Here is a 25972-nt window from a genome sequence, read left to right as displayed (position 1 = left end):
GTCAGGCCTCCCGTCCGGTGCCTGCGGGCTCGCGTCCGGCGACCGCCGACGGGGGCGCGGCGGGTTCGTCCCGCTCCTGGAGTCCGCTGAGGAAGCGCGTGTGGAAGCGGCGCAGCGGACCGGGCGCCCACCAGTTGGCCTTGCCGAACAGTGCCATCAGCGACGGCACGAGGAGGGCGCGTACGAGGGTGGCGTCGATGATCACCGAGACGGCCGTGCCGAAGCCGAGCTGCTTGATGAAGATCAGCCGGGACAGTATGAGGGCGCCCATCGGGATGCAGAAGAGCACCGCGGCCAGCGTGACCGTGCGGCCGACCTTCTCCAGGCCGCCCGCGATGGCCTCGCGGTCCGGGAGCCCCTGGTCGACGCCTTCCTTGATGCGGGAGAACAGGAAGACGGTGTAGTCGGTGGACATCGCGAGGGCCACGGCGAGCAGGATGATGAGCATCGTCGGCTGGAGCGCGTCCTGGCCGGTGAAGTCGAAGGCGCCCGCCAAGTGCCCGTCCTGGAAGGCGAGGACGAGCAGGCCGAGGGTGCCCGCGAGGGTGAGCAGGTTGGTGATGACCGCCTTCAGCGGGAGCACCACCGAGCCGGTCATCGCGAAGAGGATGAGCAGCGTGGTGAGAGACATCAGGATGATGCTCAGCGGCAGGTGGTCGCCGAGGCTGCTCATCATCGCGTCGTAGAGCGCGGTGTTGCCGGTGGACACCGTCGGGTACGGGGCGTCGACGGCCTTGACCGCGTCCAGGGTGTCCTGGGCCTCCAGCGACAACGGCGCGTCCTTGAGCGCCAGTTGGGTCTCCCACATGCCGTCGCCGATCGGGCGGGGCTGCGTCACGGCGGCCACGCCGTCGAGCCCGGCCAGCTGCTCGCGGTAGCCGGCCAGCTTGGCCCCCGCGTCCTTCGGCGCCTCGGAGATGAGGTGGACCGGCGACTGGAGCGAGCCGGGGAAGTCCTTCTCCAGCGTCGCGTACACCCGGCCCGCGTCGGAGTCGGCGGGCATCGAGGCGGAGTCGATGCCGGTGAACTTGGTGCCGAAGGCGGGCAGCGCGAGGACCACGAGCACCGCGCTCGCGGCCACCGCGGCGCTCACCGGGCGGCGCATCACGCCGTGCGAGAAGCGGTACCAGCGGCCGCCGGACTCGTTGCCCGCGCTCAGCTCCTGGGAGCGCTGCCAGCTCTTGGGGGCCCACTTGTTGATGCGCCCGCCGAGCGCGGTGAGCAGCGCGGGAAGGCCGAGCAGCGCGAAGATCAGCGCACCGAGGGAGGTGGCGATGCCTGCGATGCCCATCGTGTAGAGGAAGCGCTGCGGGAAGACGAGCAGCGAGGCCAGCGCCACGGCGACGGTCAGGCCGCTGAACAGGACGGTGCGGCCGGCCGTGCGCATGGTCCTGCCGACGGCGTCGCGGGTGTCGTGGCCCGCCCGCAGCTCCTCGCGGAAGCGGGAGATGATCAGCAGGCTGAAGTCGATGGACAGGCCGATGCCGAGCGCCATCACCAGGTTGAGGGCGAAGATCGAGAGGTCGAGCACGGTCATCACCGCGCCGAGCACGCCGAGCGCCACGGCGATGGCGACGAGGGCGCCGCCGAGCGGGATCAGCGCCGCGATCACGCCGCGGAAGATGAAGAGCAGCAGGATCAGCAGGATCGGGAAGGCCAGTGCCTCGGCCTTGCCGAGGTCCTCGCTGGAGATCGCGCTGGCCTCGACGTTGGACGCGGTCGGGCCGCCGAGGGTGACGCTGTCGCGCAGCTGCTTGTCCGCGTCGAGGGCGTCCTGGGTGGCGGTGACGGCCTTGGTGACGGCGTCGCCCGGCGCGAAGCCCTTCACGGAGGCGACGAAGTACGTGCTCCGGTGGTCCTCGCGCACCATCGCGGGGTTCTTGGCGGAGACGAAGTCCGCGACGTCCGTGACCTCGGGACGCTTCTTGATCAGGTCGATCGCGCGCCGCAGCCGCTCCGGGCGCTCGGCGGACCGGGGGTCCACGGGCTTGTCGAGATCGACGAGGACGACGTAGCCCTGTTCGAGGCTGGCGCCGGTGGCCTTCTCCACGTCGCCGAGGACCTTGACCGCGGCCGACCCGGAGTCGTCGTAGTCGTCCACGCCCATGGTCATGGACTTCATCTGGGATCCGCCGGCCGCCAGACAGACGAGCGCGAGAAGTCCGACCGTCCAGAGCAGACGCCGCGGTCCCCTCTCCAGCAGGTGCAACAGCCTTTCGAACACTTCGCAAACTCCCTTTCGCGGAGGGGGGCGTGACAGGGCTGAGGGCGGGACACCCCCGTCGGTGATGAGGTCGCGGAACGGCCGTGCAATCCACGGCGGGGCTATGGGGTACGCCACACCGTCTTTTCCGGCCGGCGAGGGATAGCCGGGGCGGTGCGGCGGACTCTTCTGTGGTGCGTGCCGCTTCGGCGCGCAGGCCCTGTGCCCGTTTGCGGGCCACTTCCTTACGTACCGCTTCCGCATCGCCCGAGCGCCCCACCGCTCCCGTACCGCTTCCGTACCGCCCGAGCCCCCGCCGCGCGCTCGTGGCCCTCGCTCGCCCCGCCTGCCAGGAAGGACCGCGCCACCATGTCTTCTGACGTCCGCGCACGCGCCGCCGCGCCGCCCCCCGAGGGGGACGACGGCGCGGATCCCGCGCTGCGGCCCTGGCTCTCGGCGCTGCGCGAACTGGTGCCGATGCCGGAGCGGTTCCGGGAGCTGCGGGTGGGGCGGGACGAGGCGCGTGCCCTGCTCGGCTGCGACGACGCGCTCCTCGACCGGCTCGCGGCGGGCGGCCTCGCCCACGCGGGGTCCGGCGCCGGCCTCCGCTTCGACTACCACGACCTGGCCAACACGGCCCTCTACTCCGGCGCCGTGAGCAGCGTCCCGCTGGCCGGGCAGCGGATGATGCTCCGGTTCGCCTCTGGCGCCCCCGAGACCTGGACCCCGCCGCGCCACTGGACGCTGGACTGGCGGCTGCGCTGCCGCGAAGACCGCTGCCCGGGTGGCGGCTGGCGGATCGCGCTGCCCACGCCCGAGGTCTTCGGCGGCAGCGTCGACGCGCTGGAGTGCGAGCAGCCCGCCGTGCGCGAGGGCGGCGAACTCGTCGTCGAGAACGCCGCGGCACTGCGCCTGACCGGCCGGGTCACCACCTCCGGCCGGCGCGCCCCGCTGCTCTCGGCGACCGCCAGGCGCCACTTCGACACGCTCGTACGCGAGTTGCGCGACGGGCCCTACCGCTTCCAGTGGATGCATCCGGCTCTGCGCACCGACCCGGCCGAGACCGAGCGGCTCGGGATCATGGACTGCACGGTCTGCTCCCTGGAGCTCCGGCGCCGGGCGGAGGCGGACGGGCTCACCGCCCGTACCCGCCGCGGCCGCTACCTGGGGGTGCTCGACGCCGAGCACGCCTGGTGCGAAGTCCTTGACGAGGACGGCGTGTTCAAGCCCGTCGACCCGGTCTTCGCCGTCCTCTCCGAGCGGCACAGACCGCCTCACGAGGAGTTCTCCGATTTCTGCGCCGGCTCCGTCCCGAGCCGGTTCCTGCCCTGGTCCGTGCCGGCCGGCGAACCGCTGGCCGTGCACGACTGCCCCGTCGGCGACGGGTCCTGGGACAACACCTTCAGCGGCACCACAGCGAAAGGCAACGCATGAGCACCGTACGGGAGATGCTCGTCGAACTGACCGGCCTGACGGAGTTCGGCGGCGAGATCACGGACGACGCCAACCTCAGCGCGAGCGGCGTCGACTCCGGCGACCTGGTCCGCCTGGTCCTGCTCATCGAGGAGCGCACCGGCGTGGAGGTCACCGCGGAGGACATGGACGACCTGTCCTCCATCGCCGACTACGAGCGCATGATCGCCGCGCGCCGCCCGGCAGCGGGAGCCGCCTGATGTGGCTCGGGCAGGTCCTGCACCGCAACCGGCAGTGCTTCGGGGACCGCACGGCGCTGATCGACGCCGAACGCTCGGTGACCTGGACCGAGTTGGATGAGCGCACGGCGAGGCTCGCGCGCGCTCTCGCGGCGCGCGGCGTCTCCAAGGGCGACCGGGTCGCCGTCCTCTCGCTCGACCGCGTCGAGGTCATCGAGTCGTACTTCGCGCTGGCCAGGCTCGGCGCCCTCTTCGTACCGCTGAACCACAGCCTCACGGCGACCGAGGTCACCGGCATGGTGCGGCGCACCGGCGTCAGCGTGATCCTCGGCGAGGCCGCGCTCCTCGACCGCCACCCCGGGCTGCCGGTGCGGATGCGCCTCGCGGTGGACGGCCCGGAGTACGCGGAGCTGACCGCTCCGCGGGCCGGGGACGCCGCGGACGCCGATGACGCCGCCCCGGACGACGGGGACCTCTTCCGGTTCCCGCACGTGGCCGACAGCGACCTCGCCGCGATCCTGCACACCTCGGCCACCACGGGCCGGGCCAAGGGCGTCACCGTCGACCACGGTTCGTTCCGCGGCATCTCGCTCGGCTGGCTCGCCGTGGCGGCGCCGTCCGACGACATGGTGCTGGTCAACTGCTGCCCGCTCTACCACGGCAGCATGACCGTCATCCTGACCTACCTGGCGGCGGGCGCCACCGTCGTACTGCTGCCGGGCTTCACGCCGCAGCGGGCGCTCGCGGCGATGGAACGCCACCGTGCCACGCACGTCTGGCTCGTCCCGCAGATGCTCCGCTTCCTGCTGCAGAGCAAGGGCATGGCGAGCGCCGACCTCGGCTCCCTGCGCGAGGTGATGTACGGGGCGGCGCCGATGCCCGTCGAGGTGCACGCCGAGGCCGCCGAGCGGCTCGACTGCGGCTTCCGGCAGGTGTACGGCATGACCGAGGTGGGCGGCCCGTTCGCCACGCTCGGCCCGGCCGACCACCTCGCCGCCACCACCGACGCGCCGCTGCCCGCGGGACGGGTCATCCCCGGCATGTCGGTACGCGTACTCGACGAGGCCGGTGAGGAGCTGCCGGTCGGCACCGTCGGCGAGATCACCGTGCGCGGCCCCGGCCTGATGCGCGGCTACTGGAACAATTCGGCCGCCACCGAGGAGATCACCGTCGACGGGTGGATCCGCACCGGCGACCTCGGCCGCGTCGACGGGAGCGGACTCATCCACCTCGTCGACCGGCGCAAGGACCTGATCCTGCGCGCCGGGCAGAACGTGTACCCCGCCGAGATCGAACGCGCGCTGCTCACGCACCCGCTGGTGCGCGACGCGGCCGTGGTCGGCGTCCCGGACGCGGACTACGGCGAGGTCCCGAAGGCGTACATCGTGACCGGCCCCGCCGGGGCGGGCGACAGCGCCCCGGACGACGGCACCGCGCCGGACGACACCGCACCGCCCGTCACCCGGGCCGAGCTGACGGCCCACCTCGCCGAGCGCCTCGCGCCGTACAAGCGCCCCCGGCATCTGGAGTTCATCGACCACGTGCCGCGCAGCCCCGCGGGCAAGATCCTCAAGCGGCTGCTGCGCGCCTGAGCCGGAAGGAAGGCAAGGCCATGACCAGCGCACCTACGCTCGACCTGCGCTACACCGCGGAGCGCACGCTCCGCGTCTCGGACGACACCGAGCTCTACTACGAGATCCAGGGGGACGAGGGCCCGCACCTCACCCTGGTGAACAACTTCTTCATCATCGCCCCGATGTGGCGCAACTTCACCGCCGAGCTGGCCAAGCGGAACCGGGTCCTCACCTACGACCTGCGCAACCAGGGCGCCTCGTCGGTCTCCCCGGACATGACCTGGGACGACCACGTCGAGGACCTGCGGGTGCTGCTCGACGGTCTCGGCATCGAGCGCACCCATCTGCTCGGCACCTCCGCCTCCGGCTTCATCTGCCGGGACTTCGCGGCCCGTTACCCCGAGCGCGTGGACGGCCTCATCCTCACCGGCCCGTCCTGCACGCCCTCGGACGGCATCCGGCGCAGGGCCACCGAGCGCGCCTGCATCAACTCCCTCGAACTGGGCGGGACGCAGGCCCTCTGGGACCACCTGTACTCGGTCGTCTTCAGCGAGGCGGCGATGCGCGAGATGGGCGCCACCGGCTACCTCGGACTGCGCTCGGCGTTCACGGCCATCCACCCGCCGGACCCGATGCTCACCAACCTCAAGTGCGCCACGCAGGTCACCGACGGGCCCGAACTCCTCGCCGCCATCAAGCAGCCCACGCTGCTGCTGCTCGGCGACAAGGACGACATGTGGAACGAGGCGCTCGGGGCGGAGGCCGGGCGGCTCATCGAGGACTGTGAGGTCGAGTGGATGCACGACGTCGGCCACCTCCCGTACATGGAGGACGGCGACGGTTTCCAGGCCCGCGTCCAGCGCTTCCTCGACTCGCTGGCGGCCCGCGAGGCGGCCGTTGCCCCGCAGACCGGTGACGAGCGGGTTCCGGACACCGCCGGTGGCGCGGCCGAATCGCCCGGTGCGGCGGCCACCGCGCCGGCCACCGTCCCCGAGGGCGGCGACGCGCTGCTCGCCGTGCTCTGCGCACTGCTGCGCGAGGTCGTCGCCGACCGGGCCGACCTGCCCGCGACGGGCCTCGCCGAGACCCCGCTGAACAGCATCGGCCTGGAGTCCTGGGCGTTCACCCTGCTCCTCGGCCGGATCGAGGAGCGGCTGTCCGTCGAGTGGGACATGGACGTCCCGCCGGAGGTCTTCGAAAGCCTCGCCTCCATCGCGGCCCACCTGCGCGCCCACCACAGCCCCACCCTGCCCGACACCTCCCAGGAGTCCGCACAGTGACCGCCACCACGACTTCCGTCACGCCCGTCACACCCGCCGTACACGTCATCACCGGGGCGACCGGGTTCGTCGGCGGCGCCTTCGCGCTGGAACTGCTCCAGCAGACCTCCGACCACCTGGTGTGCCTGGTGCGCGGCGCCGACGACGAGGCCGCGACCCGCCGCCTGCACGACGCCCTCGGCCACGCGGCCGAGATGTACGACGTCCCCGGCCTGCTGCCCGCGATCCTTGAGCGCACCCGCGCGATAGCCGGGGACATCACGGACGAGGCGCTGCCCGGCTCCGCCGACCGGTTCCTGGCCGCCGCGGGAGGCACCGCGCCCGGCACGTTCTGGCACGTCGCCGCCTCCCTCAAGTACGAGGACCGGCACGCCGACGAGATCAACCTGATGAACGTCACCGGCACGCGCAACGTGCTGGCGCTCGCCAAGGCCCTCGGCGAGCCGGTGTTCAACCACGTCAGCACCGCGTACGTGGCGGGCAGGCGCACCGGCCTGATGCACGAGGAGTTCCCCGGCGACACCGAGTCGGCCAACAACGTCTACGAGGCCACCAAGACCATCGGCGAGCAGGAGGTCGCGGGGTCCGGTCTGCCGTGGCGCGTGCTGCGCCCCTCCATCGTCATCGGCCACTCCGGCACCGGCGCCGCCACCAGCTTCACCGGCATGTACGGCTTCGTCTCGTCCGCGCTGCGCTTCCGCCGCGCCGTGGAGAAGGAGTTCGGCAACCTGCTCCAGCACCGGCGGGTGCCGATCATCGCCGACCCGGACATCGAGTGCGACCTCGTCCCCGTCGACCTGGTGGCGAGGAACGCCGTCGCCATCGGCCGCGAGGGCGCGCTGAGCACCGTCTACCACCTCAACAACGGCGGCTCTCCGACGGTCGGCGAGGTCATCGAGGAGGTCTTCGCCCTCGCCGGACTGCGCGAGCCCCGCTTCGTCTCCAACCGGGGCCTGCTCACCGCGATCGACCTGAAGCTCGACGAGGGCATCCAGTTCTACGCCTCGTACATGATCAACGGAAAGCGCTTCGACCAGACGAACACCGAGTCCGTCTGCGGCGTCGGCGCCCAGCGCTTCGACCTGGACCGCGCGGAGGTGCGCCGCTTCGTGCAGTGGTACCTGGACCGCATCGAGGCCGACGGCCGCAGCTCGGCGCCGGCCCGCGCCGCCTTCGCCTTCAAGCCCACGCGCCGACTGGCCACCACCGGCTGAGCCACTGATCACCGACCGCGCCGACGGTGTCCCCCACCGCCGTCGGCGCCCGGTGCCCTCGCTCCACCGCACGCCGCCGTACGCCGCCACCCACGCCCGAGACGCCGCACCCGTCTCCCGTCCCCTCCAGGAGAGGAGACCGCGCATGCACCTGCCCGACGATCTGCCGAAGCCCGGGAAGCTGTTCACACTGGGTCTGATCACCCAGCAGGCCGCGAAGAAGTACCCCGACTCGCTGTTCTACCTGGACCGGCCCTTCGACCTCGCGCCCGGGCTCGGCCTGCGGCCGACCTACGCGCAGGCCGCCGGGCTCGTCGAGGAGACGGCCGCCCGGCTGTACGCCGCGGGCGTACGCCCCGGCGACACCGTGGCCGTCTTCAAGAGCCACAACGCCGACATCCTCTTCCTCGCCTGCGCCATCGGCCGGGTGGGCGCGGTCCCCGCGATGCTCGCGCCGTTCCTTGAGTGGCCGACGGTGGTGACGATGATGAGCCGGCTGCGGCCGGACCACTTCCTCACCGATCCGGCCGTCCTGGCGCGCGCCGGGGAGCACGCCGACGCGCTGCGCGAGCACACCCCGTCCGTCCTGCTCACCCACGGCGAGCAGGACGGGTTCGACTCGCTGGCCGCGATCGCGCCGGGCGAGGCACCGCCGTACCCCGACATCCCCGAGGACGCGCCCGCACTGATCACCCACACCTCCGGTACGACCGGGGTGCCCAAGCTGGTCGCCGCCGCGCGCCGGGGCACGCAGCTGCCCATCAACACCCAGGCGAAGATGGCGAAGCTGCTGCGCTACCGCGAGACGTTCGCCATGTGCATCTCCTTCGTGCACGCCCGCACCTACGCGGCCCTCGCCACCGCGCTCCAGCTCGGCATCGGCATCGCGCCGCTCGCGAGCGCGGACGTGGACAGCGTGCGCGAGGTGCTCTCCGAGTGCAGGCCGGGCTGTGTCGAGGCGCACCCCAACATGTACCTGCACTGGGAGGAGCTGGCCGGCATCCCGGACGGGCCCTTCGAGCGCGTACGCATCTTCATGAGCACGTTCGACGCCATCCACCCGCGCAGCATCCGCACCCTGCTCGGGGCGAGCAGGCGGCGCTCCCCGCTCTTCATCCAGACCTACGGGCAGACCGAGACCGGCCCGGTCACCATGCGCATCTACACCCGCCGCAACATCGAGAAGGCGGACGGACGTTGCGTCGGCTTCGTCTTCCCCGGCATGACCAAGGCCCGCATCCGGCCCCGCCCGCAGGACGAGGGCACCCGCAACGGCTACATCCAGGCCAGGTCATCCGGCGTCGCCCTCACCTATGTGGGCCAGCAGGAGCTGTACGACGAGCGGTGTGACGACGACTGGTGGAACCTCCAGGACATCGGCTACAAGACCCGCTGGGGCTGTGTGCACCTGATGGACCGTGAGTTCGACCAGACGGACGGCCTGGAGAGCCTGCTGGCCGCCGAGGACTCCCTCATCGAGGCGCTGCCCGAGCTGACCGAGGCCGTCTTCGTCCGGGTCGGCGACACCGTACGGCCCGTGGTGAGCACCCGCAGGGACCAGCCGCTGGACCGCGCCGCGTGGAAGGCCGCCGTCGCGCACCTGCCCGAGTTCCCGGATCCGGTGCACGTGGCCTGGGAGCACATGCCGCACACCGCCACCTGGAAGGTGCAGCGGAACGTCCTCGCCGCCGGTCTGACGGACGGTTCCATTCCGGCTCTGGACGGGGTGCTGAACTGAGATGACCACCCATCCTCTGCCCGTTCCGCTCCCGCAGGAGTGGACCACCGGCGCCGGGGTGCGCGTCGAGCGCGCCCGCACCGCCGTCGACGGCGAGTCCGCCCTGCGGGAGCTGGAGAACGCGCTGGACACCCGCAGGGGCGCCGTCCTGCGCTCCGACTACGAATCCCCCGGCCGCTACCGTCGCCACGCCGTCGGCTACGTCGACCCGCCCGTCGAGATCGTGCTGCGCGGCCTGCGCACGGTGGAGGTCCGCGCGCTCAACGGGCGCGGCGAGGTGCTGCTTCCCGTGCTGCGCGCGGCGGCGCGGCGGACCTTGCGTGACGTCCGTGAGCTCGGTGGCGCCGACGAGCCGGGCTTCACCGGCCTGGTGCGCGCCACGCCCGGCCAGGACATGTTCAGCGAGGAGGACCGGTCGCGCAGGCCCGGCGCCTTCGACTTCGTGCGCGCCGTACGCGACGCGCTGTCCGGCCCCGCGGGTGACTTCCTCGGTCTCTACGGCGCCTTCGGCTACGACCTCGTGCTCGCCTTCGACCCCGTACCGCCACGGCAGCCCGGACGCTCGGCGCACGACCGCGACCTGGTCCTCCACCTGCCGGACGAAGTGATCGTCACCGACCAGGCCGCGGGCACCGCCTGGCGCCACCGCTACGAGTTCACCGCCCACGGCCGCTCCACGCACGGGCTGCCGCGGACCACACCCGCGCGGCTGTTCCGCGCCGGGAACCCCGCGGAAGGACCGGTCGGCGACCACGCCCCGGGCGAGTACGCCGCGCTGGTCGACGTCGCGCGTGAGCGGTTCCGCGCGGGCGACATGTTCGAGGTCGTGGCCAGCCGTACGTTCGACCGGCCCGTGCCCTGCCCGCCCTCCGAGCTGTTCCGCGCCCTGCGCGCCCGCAACCCCTCGCCGTACCAGATGCTGGTGAACCTCGGCGAGGGCGAGCACCTGGTGGGCACCTCGCCGGAGATGTTCGTACGGGTCCACGCGCGGCACACCGCCGACGGCACCGGCTGGCGCGTGGAGTCGGCGCCCATCAGCGGCACCGCCGCCCGCGGCCGCGACGCCATCGAGGACGCCGAACAGGTCAAGGCCCTGCTCGCCTCCGAGAAGGAGGAGGCCGAGCTGACCATGTGCACCGACGTGGACCGCAACGACAAGTCCCGGGTGTGCGAGCCCGGCACCGTCCGCGTCATCGGCCGCCGCCAGCTGGAGATGTACTCGACACTGATCCACACCGTCGACCACGTCGAGGGTGTGCTGCGCCCCGAGCGCGACGCGCTGGACGCCTTCCTCAGCCATATGTGGGCCGTGACGGTCACCGGCGCGCCCAAGCACGCGGCCGTCGCGTTCCTGGAGGAGCACGAACGCTCCCCGCGCCGCTGGTACGGCGGCGCCGTCGGTCGCGTCGGCTTCGACGGCACCCTGGACACCGGCCTCACCCTGCGCACCGTGCAGGTGCGCGACGGTCGTGCCCGGGTGCGCACCGGGGCGACCCTGCTCTACGACTCGGTGCCCGAGGCCGAGGAGCGGGAGACGGAGCTGAAGGCGAAGGCGCTGCTCGACGTGCTCACGGATCTGTCGGTCTCGGGGGCGGGTCGGGGCTCCGGGGTCGGGGAGGCCCGTGGGGCTGTCGGGGCGGGCGAGGTGACTGCGGCGACTGGGGTGGCTGGCCGGGTCGCCCGCGGGGTGGCGGCTGTCGGGGCGGGTGGGGACGGGGCGGGTGGGGACGGCGGCTCCGCGTACCGTCCGCGCGTGCTGCTCGTGGACCACCAGGACTCCTTCGTACACACCCTGGCCGGTTACCTCCGACAGGCGGGCGCCCGCGTCTCGACGTACCGCAGCGGCTTCGACAAGTCCCTGGTCGCGGACGTCGCTCCGGACCTGCTCGTCCTCTCGCCCGGACCCGGCCGCCCCGACGACCACGACACGGCGGGCACCCTGCGCGTCGCCGAGGACCACGGCATCCCGGTGTTCGGCGTCTGCCTCGGCATGCAGGCCATCGTGGAGTACCTGGGCGGGCGCCTCGCCGTGCTCGACCGCCCCTTCCACGGCAGACCGTCGCCGGTCTCGGTGGTGGACGGCGGCGGCGAGCTGCTGCGCGGTCTGCCGCCGCGCTTCACCGCGGGCCGCTACCACTCCCTGTACGCCGACGCCGGGTCCCTGCCGCCCGGCCTGCGGGTCACCGCCCGCTGCCCGGACGGGGTGGCCATGGCCGTCGAGCACGAGAGCCGGCCGCTCGCGGGCGTGCAGTTCCACCCCGAGTCCCTGATGACCCAGTTCGACGACCACGGACAGCTGCTGATCGGCAATGTCCTCGCGCGACTCGCACGACGGCCGCAGCCCGTCGGCGGCGTGCCCCGTGTGTGAGATGGAGAGAGGTTCCACGAGCATGACCGACACCATTGCCCCGGCCGTCGTCGATGCGGCCTCCGCCGAACTCCGGCGGACCTGGCTGGCCCCCGGCGAGCTGCACCCCGACGACCGCCGCGAGTTCGCCGCGATGCTGCGCTACTGCCTGGACGGCACCGAGGACGCCCGGATCCACCTGGAGTCCGTGCCCCGGGTCGAGTTCGGCGCCGCCGACGACGCGCACGCCGACCGTGTCGAGCGGTTCCTCGGCGAGGCGTTCAAGCGGTTCGCGGGCGCCCCGCAACGGGCCGACCGCACCCGCCTCGACCGCTGGGACCTGCCCGCCGAACCCGCGGCGCCCGCCGCCCCTGGCCCGCTCGGCGACACCCCCGCCGACGGCCGCATCGGCCCCGGCCTGTTCGTCAGCGGCCCCCGCAACGCGCTCCTCATCCGCACCCTGGAACGGCTCCTCGGACAGCGAGCCGCACGGCTCGGCGCCGCCGAGTACACGGTGCCCGCGCTGCTGCCCTGGACCACGCTGGAGAAGGCCGGCTACACCGGCAACTTCCCGCAGCACATCACCGCCGCCGGCGTCGTCCGCCCCGACCTGGACGCCCTCGACCGCTTCGGCACCGCCACCGACCCGGCGGCCCGCGCGGCCGAGCTGGAGTTCACCCCGGTCGCCCTCGCGCCCGCCACCTGCCTGGGCCTCTTCGAGCGCTTCCAGGGCGCGCGCCTCGACGAGCCCCTGACCGTCACGGCCACCGGCCAGTGCAGCCGCTACGAGGGCAAGGCCACCGCCGACACCTCACCGACCCGCCGCTGGTCGTTCAGCATGCGCGAGATCGTGTACGTCGGTGACCGACCCGGCGCCCGTGCCTTCCACGCCCAGGTCCTCGAGGAGCTTCTCTCCCTCGCCGAGAGCCTCGGCCTGCCGTGCAAGGTGCAGCCCGCGTCGGACCCGTTCTTCACCAGCGCCCGCCCGCAGCTGGCCCAGTACCAGGCGGCGATGGACGTCAAGTACGAGCTGGTGGGGCGGATGGCGCACGACGGCTCCGGCGTCGCGATCTCCTCGCTCAACTACCACAACCAGCACTTCGGCAAGGGCTTCGACATCGCCTTCGCCGGGCAGCCGGGCTTCTCCGTCTGCTGGGCCTTCGGCCTGGAACGCTGGGCGGAGTGGCTCGGCGGCTACCTCGGCGACGACCCGGCGCAGTGGCCGACCCCGCTGCGCGAGCAGCTCTGACCTCGGGCGCCGGGGGGCGTCGCTTTGGCAGCGGCGCCCCCGCCCCGCCGTCACACAGCGCGCCGGGTCAGCTCCAGGCGTCCTGGAAGTTCCGCCGGGCACGGTGCAGCCGGGAGCGAACCGTGCCGACCGGCAGCGAAAGGACGCGCGCCGTCTCCCGCTCCTCCAGGCCGTAGACCGCGCGCAGCGTGAGGATGTCCCGCTGGTGCGAGGGCAGCCGCTCCAGTACGTCCGCGATGGCGACGCCGAGCGAGGGGTCGGCCGGGGACGGCTGGTCGACCAGCTCCGCCGTCGCGACCTGCCCCGCGCGCCGTGCGGTACGCGCGGCCTCCCGTACCGTCACGGCACGCACCCAGCCGTAGAACGCCGCGGGTTCCTTGAGGGTGCGCAGCCCGCGGTACACGGCGAGCAGCGATTCCTGGACCGCCTCGGGCCGGTGGCCCGCGTCCACCGAGGAGCAGAGCCGCCGTACGAACGGCGTGATGTGGAGCAGCAGATCGTTCACCGCGCGGTGGTTCCCCGCCTGCGCGCTACGGATCAGGTTGGCGATTGGTTGGGCCATGGCCGTCTCGTTCATTCCCCCGCCTTGCATACTTGTCGCAATTACCGGTGAATTCGCGGGGGAGCACACTTACCGAAGGCAGCCGGAATGCCCGGCTCCCTTCTGTCCATCCCCCGTGCGTTCGAGGCTAGTGACGGAGATTCACAGAACAAGTGGGTGGCGCTGGCTGGATTCCGCCATGGCAAATCTTCGCCATCGAGTGGCGCGGAGCGAGGGGCGAGAGGCGAGGGCGGCGATAGGGGACCGCAAAGGTGATGGTCCATACCGATAGTCACAAGCCCCGCGCCCGAAGCGTGATCTGACTCTCACTTACCGCCCTCACCTGCGAGGCCGCCTTAGAGTGACCACCTACGCGTCGGTAGCCGCTGGACAGTGCACAGCTCATTCACCGCGGGGGGCCGCTCTGTGAAAAACCGTGTAACCGGCATCAATGCACAGGTCTCCGAAGCCTCTCGGCTCGCCGTCTATATGGAGCTGCGCGAACGCGGAGGTTCCGATCCGGAAGAGCTGACGGAAAGTTTCGGATTGTCACCCGCGGAAGCGCGGGCGACCTGGGCTTCTCTGCGCCGCCTCGGATTGGTGAGCTGGCCCGCCGAGACGGGGGACCGGGTCGTACCGGTGGATCCGGAATTCGCCCTGATGCGCATGCTCCGGCAGCAGCAGGACATGGCGCAGCGCAGCCTGGAGGAATCCCTGCGGATGCACGAGGCGATGGAGTCGCTGCTCGAGGTGTACCTCCCGGCGACCGGCTCCTCCCAGTCGCGCGTCGAGGTCAGCGCCGCCGGCACCGTCGACGAGATGGTGCAGGCGCTGTACGACGTCACCGACTCGGCGCGCTCCACCCTGCGCACCGCCTACGCGGAGAGCAGCCTTCCGGCCCGGCTGCGCCGCAGGCTCGGCCCGCTCCGCCAGCAGATGTTCGACCGGGGCATTCAGATCCGCTCCATCAGGCTCCGCCGCGACTCGATGTCACCCGGCACCTACGACTCCTTCAGCCGCCTGGTGTCGGCGGGCGTGGAGCTGCGGCTCGCCTCGGTCATCCCGATCAACATGGTGATCATCGATTCCGACTACGCCGTGCTGCCCGCCTCCGCCGACAGTGAGGGGCGCGGCTGCCAGCTCACGATCCGTGGAGCGCCCCTGGTCAACGCGTTCTCCGCGGTGTTCGAGCACATCTGGCGCGAAGCGCCGCCACTCGCCCCTGAGGGCGAGCACTACCCCTCCGGTCACCCCTCCGGCCTCTCCAACGAACAGCGCACCCTGGTCCAGTTGCTGGCCGACGGCATGAAGGACGAGGCCATCGCCCGCACCCTCGGCGTCTCACCGCGCACCGCCAGCCGGCTCATCGCCGATCTGATGCAACGCCTGGGCGTCACCAGCCGCTTCGCCGCGGGCGCCCGCGCCGCCCAGTACGGCCTCCTCACCGACGCCCACCCCATGCAGCTGCCCCCGGTCCCCCGACCGGACCCGGAACCGGAACCGGCCCTCGGCGGCTGACCGACCATCAGGGCAGCCGGCTCTCACTTAGAGCCAGCTGGCCCTCACTTAGAGCCGACTGGCCCTCCCTTAGAGCCAGCTGACTCTCACGCTGGTCACCACTCCTGAATCCGGTCCACCCGCGTCCGGACCGTCCACATCCGAGCCAACCGGGTCCGGACCCACCGGATCAACTTGTCGTCGGCCGAGTTCGCCGGCCCACACCCGCTCCAGCATCCGGCGGACGGTGCCCACGATGTCGGGCGCCGCTGCGCGCAGACCATCCGCGTCCGCCGCCGAGATGTCGTCCGGGGAGATACCGGCCTCGTGCAGCAGGCTGGAGATGTCCGTGAGCCTGCTCGTCAGCCATGCCAGGGGATCGTCGGACAGTTCCTCGACGAAAGTCCGCGGACCGGGTTCCCAGCCGACGATGCCGGGGTGATGGTGCGTGCGGTCGAACGTGTTCGGTGCGGCGTTCGCGTCCTGGAGGAGATCCAACCGCCACAGCGGGCGACCAATCGTGATGGGGCGCGCCGAGTACATGGAACCGGGCAGCTCGCCACTTTCGAAGACTCGTAGCTCCAGCCGTACGCCGCGCTCGGCGGACTCCTGGCCGTCCAGCGGGTACGGGTTCAGGAAGTAGAGGTCGCTCACCACGACACCGACCCGCTCGAAGGCGAATGCGCACAGCACGCCGACCCCCTGGGCTTTTCGTGGACATGCGAATCCTGTGCTGCCGAGCCTACGGAAGCCTGCCGCTGCCACGCGGGCCAGAACCGGCCAAGACGAACTTCACTTCCACGCGACTCCGTATGCGTTCCTCTATACGCGTGGTGTGAAGCGCTGTTCGGGTGAGCTTGCGGCCGGCTCCGGCTCAGGCGGTCGCCGACGGGCAAGACGATCTCGACAGCGTCTTCCGAACAGAATGAGGACTCCCCATGCGTCTGCGTACCACCGTCGCCGCGACCGCCCTGGCCGTCGTCTCCGTCCTTGGCATGGCGAGCGCCGCGGCTGCCCATGACAACCCGTACCACGACGGGGCCACCGACCAGACCGGTGCCGCCATCGCCGGCTCCAACGGAAGTGGCCTGGCCTACCACCACAACCAGTCCTGGGACTCCGACCGCTGATCTGACAGCGGACGGAAGCGGCCGGAGCGGCCGGATCGCACGAGCGTGCGGCCCGGCCGCTCAGCGCTGTCCGGGCGCTCTCCCCGTCTGCGGGGCCTGGGTTCGGGCGGGGGCCTGGGTTCGGGCGGGGGCCTGGGTTCGGGCGCGGGCCCGGGTTCGAGCGCGGGCCCGGTGGTCAGCCGGTGCCGCCGAGGAGCCCACCGTTCCCGCCGGTGGCTCCTGTCCCGACGGGCGGCGTGGACGGCTGGAGGGTGACGCCACCGGAGCCATCACCGGCCTGGCACTCGAAGTCGTACAGCAGGCAGCTCGCTTCCGGCGTGGGACTGGCGGCCGGGCCGCTCGTCGGCTCGCCGGTGGGCCCGCTGGCGTGCTCGCTGGTGGGCCCTCTGGTGTGCTCCACCGGCTGAGCGGTCGGCCGGCGGAGCGGTTCAGGGCCGGGTCGGGGACTCCCACCGAACACGGCGACGGCGATCGAGACGACCACGGCGCCGACAATGACGAGGACGACGGCGACGACGAGTCCGCCCGTGCGGCGGGAGGGCGCGGGAGCGCTCACTGACGGTTCCTTCCGGGCCGGGGCGCAGAGCCGGACAGTCGTCCTGAACGAAACATGCGTCGCCGAGCAGGCTCCTACCCGCAACCCCGCGCTATTCCACCTCCGGCACCACCGTCGCCTGCCATGCGCCCGGGCGCATACCTGTCGCCTTCCGGAAGAACGCCGAGAAATTGGACGCGTCGGGAAAACCGAGCGCGCCGGCGCAGCGGGCCGAGGTGAGACGGTCGTGTGCGAGGAGCCGCTTGGCTTCCAGGACGAGCCGCTCGACGATGTACGCCTTCGCGGTCCGGCCGGTGACCTGCTGCACCGCCCTTGAAAGGGTGCGGGGCGCGTATCCGAGGGCCTGGGCGTAGTAACCGGCGTCGTGATGCTCCCGGAAGTGCGCCTCGACACTGGCCCTGAACATGCGGAACACCGGATGCGTCGCCCGCGCCTCGGTGTGCGGCGGCCGGAGCCGGGCGATGAGGGCGGAGAGCAGGATCGCGGGCAGCTCCGCCGAGGCACCACCGGGCGGGGCGGACGCTTCGAGAAGGAGATGGTCTCGCGCGGTGTCGACGAACGGCCAGTCGGCGTCGGAAATGCTCCAGTGCGCGACCAGGTCGGGGGCCGCGACAAGGTCCCGGGTGGCGGGGGTGACCGGCGCCGTCGGCACGAAAAGCACGACGTGCCCTGCCACACCGGCGATGTCGTCCCATCGATGCACCGCTCCTGGGGCCACCCACACCGCGGACCGCTCCCGGAGCGGATGCCGGACGAAGTCCACCGTGACGGATCCGTGCCCGGCATCGACGACCGCCAGGACATGGAAGTCGGCACGCTGTGTCCCGCCGTCGTTGATCTCGCGGAGGCGGTCGAACGTCATCGTCTCGACAGCGGCGGCATCGCACCCGACGGGCTGGTAGGTCATCTGCCTGATCACGGCCATGAGTCCAGTTTTCACCATCGAGCGACCGCTCACGCCGATGCCCTGGCACAACCGCAGGCATTCAATGAAGACACGGAAAAACCGTCCCGCAATGCCGTGCCGATGGGCGCCGATGAACGCCGATGGGCGCCGATGAACGCCGAACGGAAGAGCCACGATGAACACGACACAGCAGCCGCTCCTGCCCGCTTATGACCACCGGCCGGGAACCGGACCCACCCTCGTGTTCCTGCACTACTGGGGTGGCTCCGCCCGCACCTGGGACCTCGTCGTCGACCGTCTTGCGGGTCGCGACATCCTCACCGTCGACTTCCGCGGCTGGGGTCGCTCCAGCGACATGACAGGCCCCTACACCCTCCGCCGGTTCGCCGACGACACACTCGCCGTGATCGCCGACGCGGGCCTCACCGACTACCTGCTCGTCGGCCACTCCATGGGCGGCAAGGTCGCGCAGCTCATCGCGGCGACCCGTCCCGCCGCCCTGCGCGGGATCATCCTCGTCGGCTCCGGCCCGGCGAAACCGGCCGCGCAGATCACCCCGGAGTACCGGGAAACCCTTTCCCACGCCTACGACTCCGAGGAGTCCGTCGCCTACGCACGGGACAACATTCTCACCGCGACCGCCCTGCCCGAACCGATCAGAGAACAGGTCGTGACCGATTCACGCACCGGCACCGACGCCGCCCGCACGGAGTGGCCGCTGCGCGGCATCGCGGAGGACGTCTCCGAGTACACCCGCATGATCGACGTCCCCGCCCTCGTCATCGCCGGAGAGAACGACCATGTCGAGCCAGTCCACGTCCTCGTCGACCACCTGCTCCCCTACCTCCCCGAAGCCGACTTCACGGTGCTCCCGGACACGGGCCACCTGATCCCCCTGGAAGCTCCAGCCGCCCTAACCAAGGCCATCACGGCTTTCGCCCCGACCACCTGACCATCCGATCGGCCTGCCCGTCGCCATGCACCAACTCCCCGAACCACTCGGCAGTGCCCTCACCGTCGAAGATCTCCGACCGCTCCTTGCCCCCACGACTGCCCCGGCCGCCACCGGACCACCCACGAGACCCGACCACCCTTGCGCCCACGCGCCACCCCCCGCGCCAGAGTGGGCACACAGGGCACGAACAAGCCCCTCCGACCTACGTTTCCGCAGGTCAGAGGGGCTTTCCGATTGTGGAGCCTAGGGGAGTCGAACCCCTGACATCTGCCATGCAAAGACAGCGCTCTACCAACTGAGCTAAGGCCCCAAGACGACACCTCGACCGGAAGAAGCGCCTCCCGCCGTGCATCGCAGACCAGAGTACCGGGTCACCCCCCGGATCCCGCAAAAGGATTGGGGCTCCCGGTCGACGACCACGCTCCGTAAGATGCACGACGTGGTTCGCGGCAGCGAACCGCGGTCTTAGGGGAAGCGATGGGGAGACGCAAATGGACGCCGCACAGCAAGATACGACCGCGAGAGCACGAGAGCTCCAGCGGAACTGGTACGGGGAGCCGCTGGGGGCGCTCTTCCGTCGCCTCATCGACGACCTCGGCCTGAACCAGGCACGCCTCGCCGGAGTCCTCGGCCTGTCCGCGCCCATGCTGTCCCAGCTGATGAGCGGGCAGCGCGCCAAGATCGGCAACCCCGCCGTGGTCCAGCGCGTCCAGCTCCTGCAGGAACTGGCGGGCCAAGTCGCGGACGGCAGCGTGAGCGCCGCCGAGGCCACCGACCGCATGGACGAGATCAAGAAGTCCCAGGGCGGCTCCGTCCTCACCAACACCTCGTCGACGGCGACGAGTTCCGGCGCCCCCACGGTCAAGCGCGTCGTGCGCGAGATCCAGTCGCTGCTGCGCTCCGTCGCGGCCGCCGGTGACATCATCGATGCCGCCGACTCCCTCGCCCCCACCCACCCGGAACTGGCAGAGTTCCTCCGGGTGTACGGCGCCGGGCGCACCGCGGACGCGGTCGCCCACTACGAGGCGCACCAGAGCTGAGCCGTCGACCGGGTCGCCGCCCGGCCCGGAAGGGGAGCGGAGCGCGACCATGGGTGAGGTCTTCGCCGGCCGGTACGAACTGGTCGACCCGATCGGACATGGGGGAGTCGGAGCGGTCTGGCGCGCCTGGGACCACCGGCGACGCAGGTACGTGGCCGCCAAGGTGCTCCAACAGAGCGACGCACACTCCCTGTTGAGGTTCGTACGGGAACAAGCCCTGCGAATCGATCACCCCCATGTACTCGCGCCCGCCAGCTGGGCCGCCGACGACGACAAGGTCCTGTTCACCATGGACCTGGTCGGCGGCGGCTCGCTGGCGCATGTCATCGGGGACTACGGCCCGCTGCCGCCCCACTTCGTCTGCGCCCTCCTCGACCAGCTCCTCTCCGCACTCGCGGCCGTCCACGCCGAAGGCGTCGTACACCGTGACATCAAGCCGGCCAACATCCTGCTCGACGCCACCGGCGCCGGCCGCCCGCATCTGCGCCTGTCCGACTTCGGCATCTCGATGCGCAAGGGCGAGCCCCGGCTGACCGAGACCGACTACGTGGTGGGAACGCCCGGCTACTTCGCCCCCGAGCAACTACTGGGCTGCGAGCCGGATTTCACCGCCGACCTCTTCGCCGTCGGCCTCGTCGCCCTGTACCTCCTGGAGGGCGCCAAGCCGGACAGCAAGGCGCTGATCGAGTACTTCGCCGAGCACGGCACACCACGGGCCCCGCAGGGTATGCCCGAACCTCTCTGGCAGGTCATCGCCACCCTTCTCCAACCGGATCCCCAGACGCGCTTCCGTACCGCCACGGGTGCGCGCAAGGCGCTTGCCTCGGCCGTGGAGATGCTGCCCGAGCCGGGCCCCGACGACGAGCTCATCGAGATCTTCGACCAACTCCCTCCACTACCTGCCGGTTTCGGCCCCGTCGGGCCTCTCGCCCCCATGCCACGCACGGGCTCCCGCCCCCGCCATGCGCGCCCCACACCTGGGTCCACACGGCCCGGCACGTCGGCCGCGCCACCTTTGGCACCACCTTCTTCGGCCCCGCCTCCTTCAACGCCGCCGTCTCCCGCCCCGCCGTCTTCAGCCCCGCCTTCCTCAACGCCGCCGTCTTCAGCCCCGCTTCCCTCGGCGTCGCTGTCTTCGGCACCGCCTCCCTCGGCGCCACTGTCGTCCGCCCCGCCTCCCTCAGCCCCGCTGTCTTCGGCCCCGTCCCCTTTCACACCACCACCTTTCGCTGAGGCACCTTTCACCTCACCGTCTCTGACCCCACCGGACGTGGCGCCGCAACCGCTAGCCCCAGCGCCCATGGCCCCGCCGCCTCCACAGTCACCGGCTCCGATACCACCAGCTCCGATGCCACCGATGCCATCGCCCTCGGCATCAGCTCCCACGCCCCTTCCGACGCCGGCCCCCACCGCCACCTCGACGCCGACTCCGATTCCCCTCGCTGACGACTCGCCTGAGCAGCCATCAGGTCTCGGGCCAGGCGCCCGGCCGCCCTCCCGCTCGGGCACGGGCGGCTTCCACTTGCCCCCGCCTCTGCTGCCCCCTCAGCCGTCCACTCCCCCCACTCCGATGCCGTTGCCTTTACAGGTGACGCCCGCGCCCGCGCCCGATCCCACGCAAGTCCCCTCCTCCCACCGGAACGCGCCCCCGCCCCCGCCCGCACCCCAAGACCCCGCACAAGCCCCGACGTCCTCGGCACACCGCGATCCCGCTCTCGCTCCTGCTCCCGCTCTCCCTTCTACTTATCGATACACCGCTCAAGCCGTCCAGGTTCCACCTCTGAACCACCCAATCTCCCGGCCCCACACCGCGGCTCGTCCCGGCCCATCGGAGCGTTTCGGGCCGCCCGCGAAAGTGGCGATCCCGATGCTGTTCGTCGCCCTGACCTGCCTCACCGTGGGGTTTTGGGCCCTCGCGCAGCTCTGACGGGCCAGACGGTGTCGCCGGATCCGAGCCGACAGCTTCACCAGCCTCGCGACGGCCCGAACTCCACGGACTCAGGAGCATCCGCTCCCCCGGCTCCGGCTCCGGCCCCGGTTCCCGTTCCGGCCCCGGGCCCAGCCGACGCCCCAGCCCCAGCCCCCGCCGAGGCCGCCGCAGCAACCGCAGCCGACGCCCTGCGCCGCCCGATGAGCGTCCACATGCCAAGGACCCCCAGCAGCACCGCCCCGCCCCCGATCCCACCGGCGGCGACCACCACCAGCAGCCCGTCGGTCTCGGCATCCGCGCCGCTCCCGACCGCCGTCTCGCCGCGCTTCGCGGCCTCCGTGTCCCGCTCAGTGACGCCGAAGTCCTCGGCGGGGACGGGCGATCCCGCGTAGGCAGGACCCGGCTGCGGCGACCCGTCGACGTCCACCCTCAGCGTCAGTTCCAACGGAGCGTCACCGAACCTCTCCGCGACTTGCGGGCTGAGGTGGACCGACAGGTAGTACCAACCGGCGAACCTCATCGCGGACACCTTGTCGGCCAGGGCAAAGCGGTTCTCGTACGCCACCGGTGGCAGTGGGTCCAGGGCAACGGACTTCTGCCGGCCGTCATACGCCGTATCGGCGTCACCGGCCTCGGCGCGCACCGGGTTGGACAGCGACATGACCAGAGCGGAGGAGACATACCCCGCACTCCGGCCCAGCCCGCGCCCCGTCCGGTCTGAGCCGCTCTCCGTCGCGCCCGCTCCGCTCCCCGCCCCGTCCCTCTTCGCGCCCACCCCGTTCGTACTGCCGAGCTCGGCAGCGACCGAGATTTGCTGCCCCCAGTCGACCGGCACTCTGTAGAAGAGGGTCTCGCCAGGCTCTATGCCGGATCCCCAGACACCTTTTGCCAGCCCTCGCGCCGTACTGAAGCTCGTGCCGCCCTCACGCGTCCTCCGCTCGCCCGACGGTGGTACAGGGGTCGCGGAGTCCCACGTCCTCGGTGGCTCCGACGCACTGCCCGTTCTCAGCGCGGGTTCTGACGCCACGTGAAGTTCCAGGTCCCAGTCCTCCTGGACGGAACGCCGCACCGAACCCGAGGCTCTGGCCCGCTCGACGAGCACGTAGTAGGTACCGGCCTGGGCACACGTCCTCTCGTCTGGTCCGACCCTGCGTACCGCCGTGGCCGTGATCGGACGCGGGCTCTCCGAAGAGCCGAACCGTGCCTCTTCCGTCTCCATAGGGCTGCAGTTGTTGCCGTCGGCGTCCTGGACGGACACCTCGACCCCGTCGGCATAGGAGACCTGGCTGCCGGGCTTCGGAACAGCGGTGACGGAGACGTACGCGCTGTCTCGTGCCTTGAGCTCAAGACGGTAGAAGCGCTGTCCCACGCGCGGGAGGGTGCTTTTGTACGTCTTCCCGGGCGTGAGTCGGGGCCCCTCGACGTTGTTCATCGCGCCCTCGACCGTCTCGGCGTCGGCCGCGAAGGCGTAAGGGCGGGGTGTGCCCGCAGCGGCCCCGGCCTGCCCCGGGCACCCGGCCACCCCCCACAACGCGGCGACGGCCAACGCGGCCACGGCAGGCACGGCTCGACGGCGGCCCCATCCTGTCGCCCCCGCCCCCCGGCACTCGCTCAGCCGCCGCCCCATCTCACGCCACCCCTTGCCGCTCGCGAACACCCAGCCGTCCCGCCCGTCCCGACGGTCCTGCCCGCCCGGCGCCACGCGGACACCCACACGAACTCGCCACCGGCGCGACCGCCGCGTCCCTTACGTTCGCTTACGCAAGCACCTCATTCACGCATGCGAATCGACGGCGAATCGGCGACGGCTCCGCCATCCGTGATCCACCACCCCGGAGCCACGACCACGGACATGCCCGTCCCACCCGGCTCCACAGCCACTCAAGCCCCACCCGACCCCAAGCACCACAAAGCCCCGGCCGCAAATGCGACCGGGGCTTGTGAAGTGACTGTCGTCGATACTCACGAACCCGTGGGCACGGAGTCAGTCGCCTCCGTCCACAGATCCTGCTCGGCGCGATCCGCCTGGATCTGGCGGTACACGAGGAGCCCGCCGATGGCGGCCAGTGCGACCAGGAGAAGCTTCTTCACCGCGCGACCTCGTCTTTCCTTGACGTAGGGGACTTCTGGCGCCCGACTATACACACCGAGCGATATCGATCGGTGACCTGGATCGGTCTCAACTCCCGCCCCGCGCACAGCAGTCGATATGGGCCCCGGCAGCCCGCGGAGTTCCCCGCCTCGCTGTGACTTTCGCCGCTTTGCCCCTTTCTCGGCTCTCTTGCGGCCATCCGGGTGGTGTTCATCGGAACATCGACGCCACGCGAGCGTCGGTCCCTCACTCCCGGCCCCACATACACATCATGAGGAAAGTACGCAAATCGCCCAACCCGAATTGAGGGACCATGTCCGGCAACAAGGCCACGAAGCTGTGGACAACGATCGTCACCGCATTCCTCGCGCTCTTCGCCGCGCTGGGGCTCACCACGACGGCCGCCGCGGCCACGGCCGTACAGGAGACCACGAACGCACGTGACACCACGGTGTGCGCGCCGACACCGATGATGGCGGCCCTCTGGTCGGCGGCGTACGAACGGTCCCTGCCACCCACGATGAAGCAGCGCATCCGCGCCGAGGCCCATGGTTCGTCCCCCAGCTGCCGGCACCTGCCCCCATCGGACACGGAAGCCGAGGCTGAGACCACCGCGAACGAACCAAGGCTGGCCGCGGAACCGTAACCCCCGGCCCACACCCAGGGCGCCCGCCCTCCAAAGCCTCCTCAGAAGGCCCCCGGCCACCACAGGCCGGGGGTCTTCTCGTGCCCGCAGGGGCACAGTCAGGTGCGGGATCGTCAGAGGATCGGCCCGGAAAGGTGAGGCAGGAGGCATACTGGGCGCAGAGCGCGACAGGGGTGCCGGTCGATGACCGTGCGCCTAGGCGTCCCCGAACCCCGGACGGCGATCTCATCGGGCTTGGCCGTGTCCGGCTAGCGAGACCGGTCGTAACAGCGCGGAGAATTGCTCGGCTGGGGCCCCAGCCGTTCATGTTCCGGGCGGTGTTCGGCCAGCAGCACCGCCAGCAGCTGTTGGCCCTCTTCCGCCGTCGCGGCGGTAGAGGGCCTTTCAGCGCGCTCCCACCCGGGGGCAACCATTCTCGCCGAGCTCCTGGAAGGCCCCTGACCGGCTGATGTCAGCTGACACCAGCCGCAGATGACAAAGACCCCCAACCATGATCGGTTGAGGGTCTTCATGCTGGTGGGGCTAACAGGATTTGAACCTGTGGCCTCATCCTTATCAGGGATGCGCTCTAACCAACTGAGCTATAGCCCCGCCGCGCTGCGGTGTGTCCCGCGCGCTGACCTCTGAAGATTAGCGCACCTGGGGGCCAGTCCCAAAATCGATACCCGCGCGCGGGGGAGCGGGCGCTACTCGTCCTCGGCCAGGGTCAGCTCGACGCCGCCCACGAAGCCCGCGGAGAGGTTGTAGATGAAGGCGCCCAGCGTCGCGAGGGCGGTCGCCAGGATGACGTCGATGACCGCGATGATCGACGTGAACATCAGGACGCGCGGGAGCGACAGGAAGGACTGCAGGTCGAAGCCGTTGGACTCGTTCGAGCCCGTCGCCTCGGAGATCGTGCCGCCGACCGTGGAGAAGACACCCATGGCGTCCATGACCATCCACAGGACGGCCGCCGCGACGATCGTGCAGATGCCGAGGGCGATGGAGAGCAGGAAGCTGACCTTCATCACCGACCAGGGGTCGGTCCTGGACACGCGAAGACGTGCCTTGCGGGTGCGCGGCACCGTGCGCGCCCCGGTCCGCGGCCGGCGCACCGAGCCCGTCTGGGAGCCCTGCTGATACGCCTGCGGCGGGTGGTAGGGCTGGGAGGACTGCTCCCTGGCCTGGCGCTCCCCCGGCAGCGCCCCGCCCGCCTGCGCGCCCTTTCCGGCCGCGTACGACGTGTCGTACTGGCCGGAAGCCTGACTGGAAGCATGACCAGAAGTCCCTGGCCCTCGGGTGTCCGTCACAGTCCCCCCCTGGGATCCATGAGACTCATGAGAGTCGTGTGCATCAGTGGCGGAGCCACGGGCACCGTCCGTACCGGTAGTGCCGGTCCGCTTTGCCTCGGCGCCCGTGGCTCCGCTCACGATGATTCTCCT

The 25972-nt window shown here is 71.2% G+C and carries 22 protein-coding genes and 2 tRNA genes; 14 read left to right on the top strand and 10 right to left on the bottom strand.

Translation table 11 applies throughout. The annotated features are described in order from the left end of the window. Position 1 precedes the first annotated feature (1 nt). Positions 2-2224: an MMPL family transporter gene (locus ACFVYR_RS24240; RefSeq protein WP_384252443.1), complete on the bottom strand. Its 2223-nt coding sequence runs from the start codon at positions 2222-2224 to the stop codon at positions 2-4. Positions 2225-2572: 348 nt separating this feature from the next. On the opposite strand from ACFVYR_RS24240, the gene ACFVYR_RS24235 reads away from it, so the two are divergent. The 8 genes from ACFVYR_RS24235 to ACFVYR_RS24200 all read left to right on the top strand — a co-directional run bounded on the left by ACFVYR_RS24235 (position 2573) and on the right by ACFVYR_RS24200 (position 13257). Further along, on the top strand, positions 2573-3637 hold the full coding sequence (locus ACFVYR_RS24235) for a hypothetical protein (RefSeq protein WP_384252445.1): 1065 nt from the start codon (positions 2573-2575) through the stop codon (positions 3635-3637). Beyond that, positions 3634-3876, top strand: a complete 243-nt coding sequence (locus tag ACFVYR_RS24230; RefSeq protein WP_384252447.1) for an acyl carrier protein — start codon at positions 3634-3636, stop codon at positions 3874-3876. Before ACFVYR_RS24235 ends, ACFVYR_RS24230 begins: the two co-directional genes overlap by 4 nt. Continuing rightward, positions 3876-5447 carry a class I adenylate-forming enzyme family protein gene (locus tag ACFVYR_RS24225; RefSeq protein WP_384252449.1) on the top strand — a complete coding sequence of 524 codons (1572 nt, stop codon included), beginning with the start codon at positions 3876-3878 and terminating at the stop codon, positions 5445-5447. Before ACFVYR_RS24230 ends, ACFVYR_RS24225 begins: the two co-directional genes overlap by 1 nt. 20 nt (positions 5448-5467) lie before the next feature. Continuing rightward, the gene (locus ACFVYR_RS24220; protein ID WP_384252452.1) at positions 5468-6709 is read left to right on the top strand and encodes an alpha/beta fold hydrolase; all 1242 of its coding nucleotides are present in this window, start codon (positions 5468-5470) and stop codon (positions 6707-6709) included. After that, entirely contained in the window at positions 6706-7923 is a 1218-nt protein-coding gene (locus tag ACFVYR_RS24215; protein ID WP_384252454.1) for an SDR family oxidoreductase, read from the top strand. The genes ACFVYR_RS24220 and ACFVYR_RS24215 overlap by 4 nt, the downstream gene beginning before the upstream one ends. A 145-nt stretch (positions 7924-8068) precedes the next feature. Continuing rightward, complete coding sequence (locus tag ACFVYR_RS24210; protein WP_384252457.1) at positions 8069-9661, top strand: AMP-binding protein; 1593 nt, start codon at positions 8069-8071, stop codon at positions 9659-9661. 1 nt (position 9662) lies between these two features. Next, positions 9663-12029: an anthranilate synthase component I gene (locus ACFVYR_RS24205; protein WP_384252460.1), complete on the top strand. Its 2367-nt coding sequence runs from the start codon at positions 9663-9665 to the stop codon at positions 12027-12029. Positions 12030-12051: 22 nt separating this feature from the next. Then, positions 12052-13257: a hypothetical protein gene (locus tag ACFVYR_RS24200; protein WP_384252462.1), complete on the top strand. Its 1206-nt coding sequence runs from the start codon at positions 12052-12054 to the stop codon at positions 13255-13257. A gap of 67 nt (positions 13258-13324) precedes the next feature. Here the strand turns inward: ACFVYR_RS24200 and ACFVYR_RS24195 are convergent, their stop codons facing one another. Further along, positions 13325-13819: an RNA polymerase sigma factor gene (locus ACFVYR_RS24195; RefSeq protein ID WP_384252465.1), complete on the bottom strand. Its 495-nt coding sequence runs from the start codon at positions 13817-13819 to the stop codon at positions 13325-13327. Between the two features lie 579 nt (positions 13820-14398). Here ACFVYR_RS24195 and ACFVYR_RS24190 point away from each other — a divergent pair. Continuing rightward, positions 14399-15316 (top strand): LuxR C-terminal-related transcriptional regulator, encoded by a 918-nt coding sequence (locus ACFVYR_RS24190; protein ID WP_384252467.1) that lies wholly within the window; start codon positions 14399-14401, stop codon positions 15314-15316. 69 nt (positions 15317-15385) lie between these two features. Here the strand turns inward: ACFVYR_RS24190 and ACFVYR_RS24185 are convergent, their stop codons facing one another. Next, positions 15386-15988: a hypothetical protein gene (locus ACFVYR_RS24185; RefSeq protein ID WP_384252470.1), complete on the bottom strand. Its 603-nt coding sequence runs from the start codon at positions 15986-15988 to the stop codon at positions 15386-15388. A 245-nt stretch (positions 15989-16233) separates the two neighbouring features. On the opposite strand from ACFVYR_RS24185, the gene ACFVYR_RS24180 reads away from it, so the two are divergent. Next, entirely contained in the window at positions 16234-16425 is a 192-nt protein-coding gene (locus ACFVYR_RS24180; RefSeq protein ID WP_384252473.1) for a hypothetical protein, read from the top strand. A 175-nt stretch (positions 16426-16600) separates the two neighbouring features. On the opposite strand, the gene ACFVYR_RS24175 is transcribed toward ACFVYR_RS24180, so the two are convergent. Continuing rightward, the gene (locus ACFVYR_RS24175) at positions 16601-16981 is read right to left on the bottom strand and encodes a hypothetical protein (protein WP_384252476.1); all 381 of its coding nucleotides are present in this window, start codon (positions 16979-16981) and stop codon (positions 16601-16603) included. Positions 16982-17072: 91 nt separating this feature from the next. Next, positions 17073-17906, bottom strand: a complete 834-nt coding sequence (locus ACFVYR_RS24170) for a helix-turn-helix domain-containing protein (protein WP_384252479.1) — start codon at positions 17904-17906, stop codon at positions 17073-17075. A 157-nt stretch (positions 17907-18063) separates the two neighbouring features. Between ACFVYR_RS24170 and ACFVYR_RS24165 the strand changes: the two genes are divergently transcribed. Beyond that, positions 18064-18840: an alpha/beta fold hydrolase gene (locus tag ACFVYR_RS24165; protein ID WP_384252481.1), complete on the top strand. Its 777-nt coding sequence runs from the start codon at positions 18064-18066 to the stop codon at positions 18838-18840. Positions 18841-19080: 240 nt separating this feature from the next. On the opposite strand, the gene ACFVYR_RS24160 is transcribed toward ACFVYR_RS24165, so the two are convergent. Then, a tRNA-Ala gene (locus ACFVYR_RS24160) sits at positions 19081-19153 on the bottom strand. A 181-nt stretch (positions 19154-19334) separates the two neighbouring features. Here ACFVYR_RS24160 and ACFVYR_RS24155 point away from each other — a divergent pair. Together ACFVYR_RS24155 and ACFVYR_RS24150 are read left to right on the top strand one after the other, a co-directional pair. Next, the gene (locus ACFVYR_RS24155) at positions 19335-19883 is read left to right on the top strand and encodes a helix-turn-helix domain-containing protein (RefSeq protein WP_384252483.1); all 549 of its coding nucleotides are present in this window, start codon (positions 19335-19337) and stop codon (positions 19881-19883) included. 49 nt (positions 19884-19932) lie between these two features. Then, complete coding sequence (locus ACFVYR_RS24150) at positions 19933-21810, top strand: serine/threonine-protein kinase (RefSeq protein ID WP_384252486.1); 1878 nt, start codon at positions 19933-19935, stop codon at positions 21808-21810. Positions 21811-21847: 37 nt separating this feature from the next. Here ACFVYR_RS24150 and ACFVYR_RS24145 read toward each other — a convergent pair whose 3' ends face one another. Continuing rightward, positions 21848-23377: a hypothetical protein gene (locus ACFVYR_RS24145; RefSeq protein WP_384252488.1), complete on the bottom strand. Its 1530-nt coding sequence runs from the start codon at positions 23375-23377 to the stop codon at positions 21848-21850. A gap of 398 nt (positions 23378-23775) precedes the next feature. Further along, complete coding sequence (locus ACFVYR_RS24140; protein ID WP_003999697.1) at positions 23776-23904, bottom strand: DLW-39 family protein; 129 nt, start codon at positions 23902-23904, stop codon at positions 23776-23778. 314 nt (positions 23905-24218) lie between these two features. Between ACFVYR_RS24140 and ACFVYR_RS24135 the strand changes: the two genes are divergently transcribed. After that, a complete protein-coding gene (locus ACFVYR_RS24135; protein WP_384252490.1) occupies positions 24219-24551 on the top strand; it encodes a DUF6344 domain-containing protein in 333 nt (110 codons plus the stop codon). A gap of 514 nt (positions 24552-25065) precedes the next feature. Here ACFVYR_RS24135 and ACFVYR_RS24130 read toward each other — a convergent pair. After that, positions 25066-25142 (bottom strand) — tRNA-Ile (locus ACFVYR_RS24130). A 95-nt stretch (positions 25143-25237) separates the two neighbouring features. Then, positions 25238-25960 (bottom strand): DUF3566 domain-containing protein, encoded by a 723-nt coding sequence (locus ACFVYR_RS24125; protein ID WP_384252493.1) that lies wholly within the window; start codon positions 25958-25960, stop codon positions 25238-25240. Positions 25961-25972: the final 12 nt, after the last annotated feature.

Source organism: Streptomyces sp. NPDC058284 (genome assembly GCF_042881135.1).
Taxonomy (GTDB): Bacteria; Actinomycetota; Actinomycetes; order Streptomycetales; family Streptomycetaceae; genus Streptomyces.
This window is presented reverse-complemented; position numbering and strand designations above follow the sequence as displayed.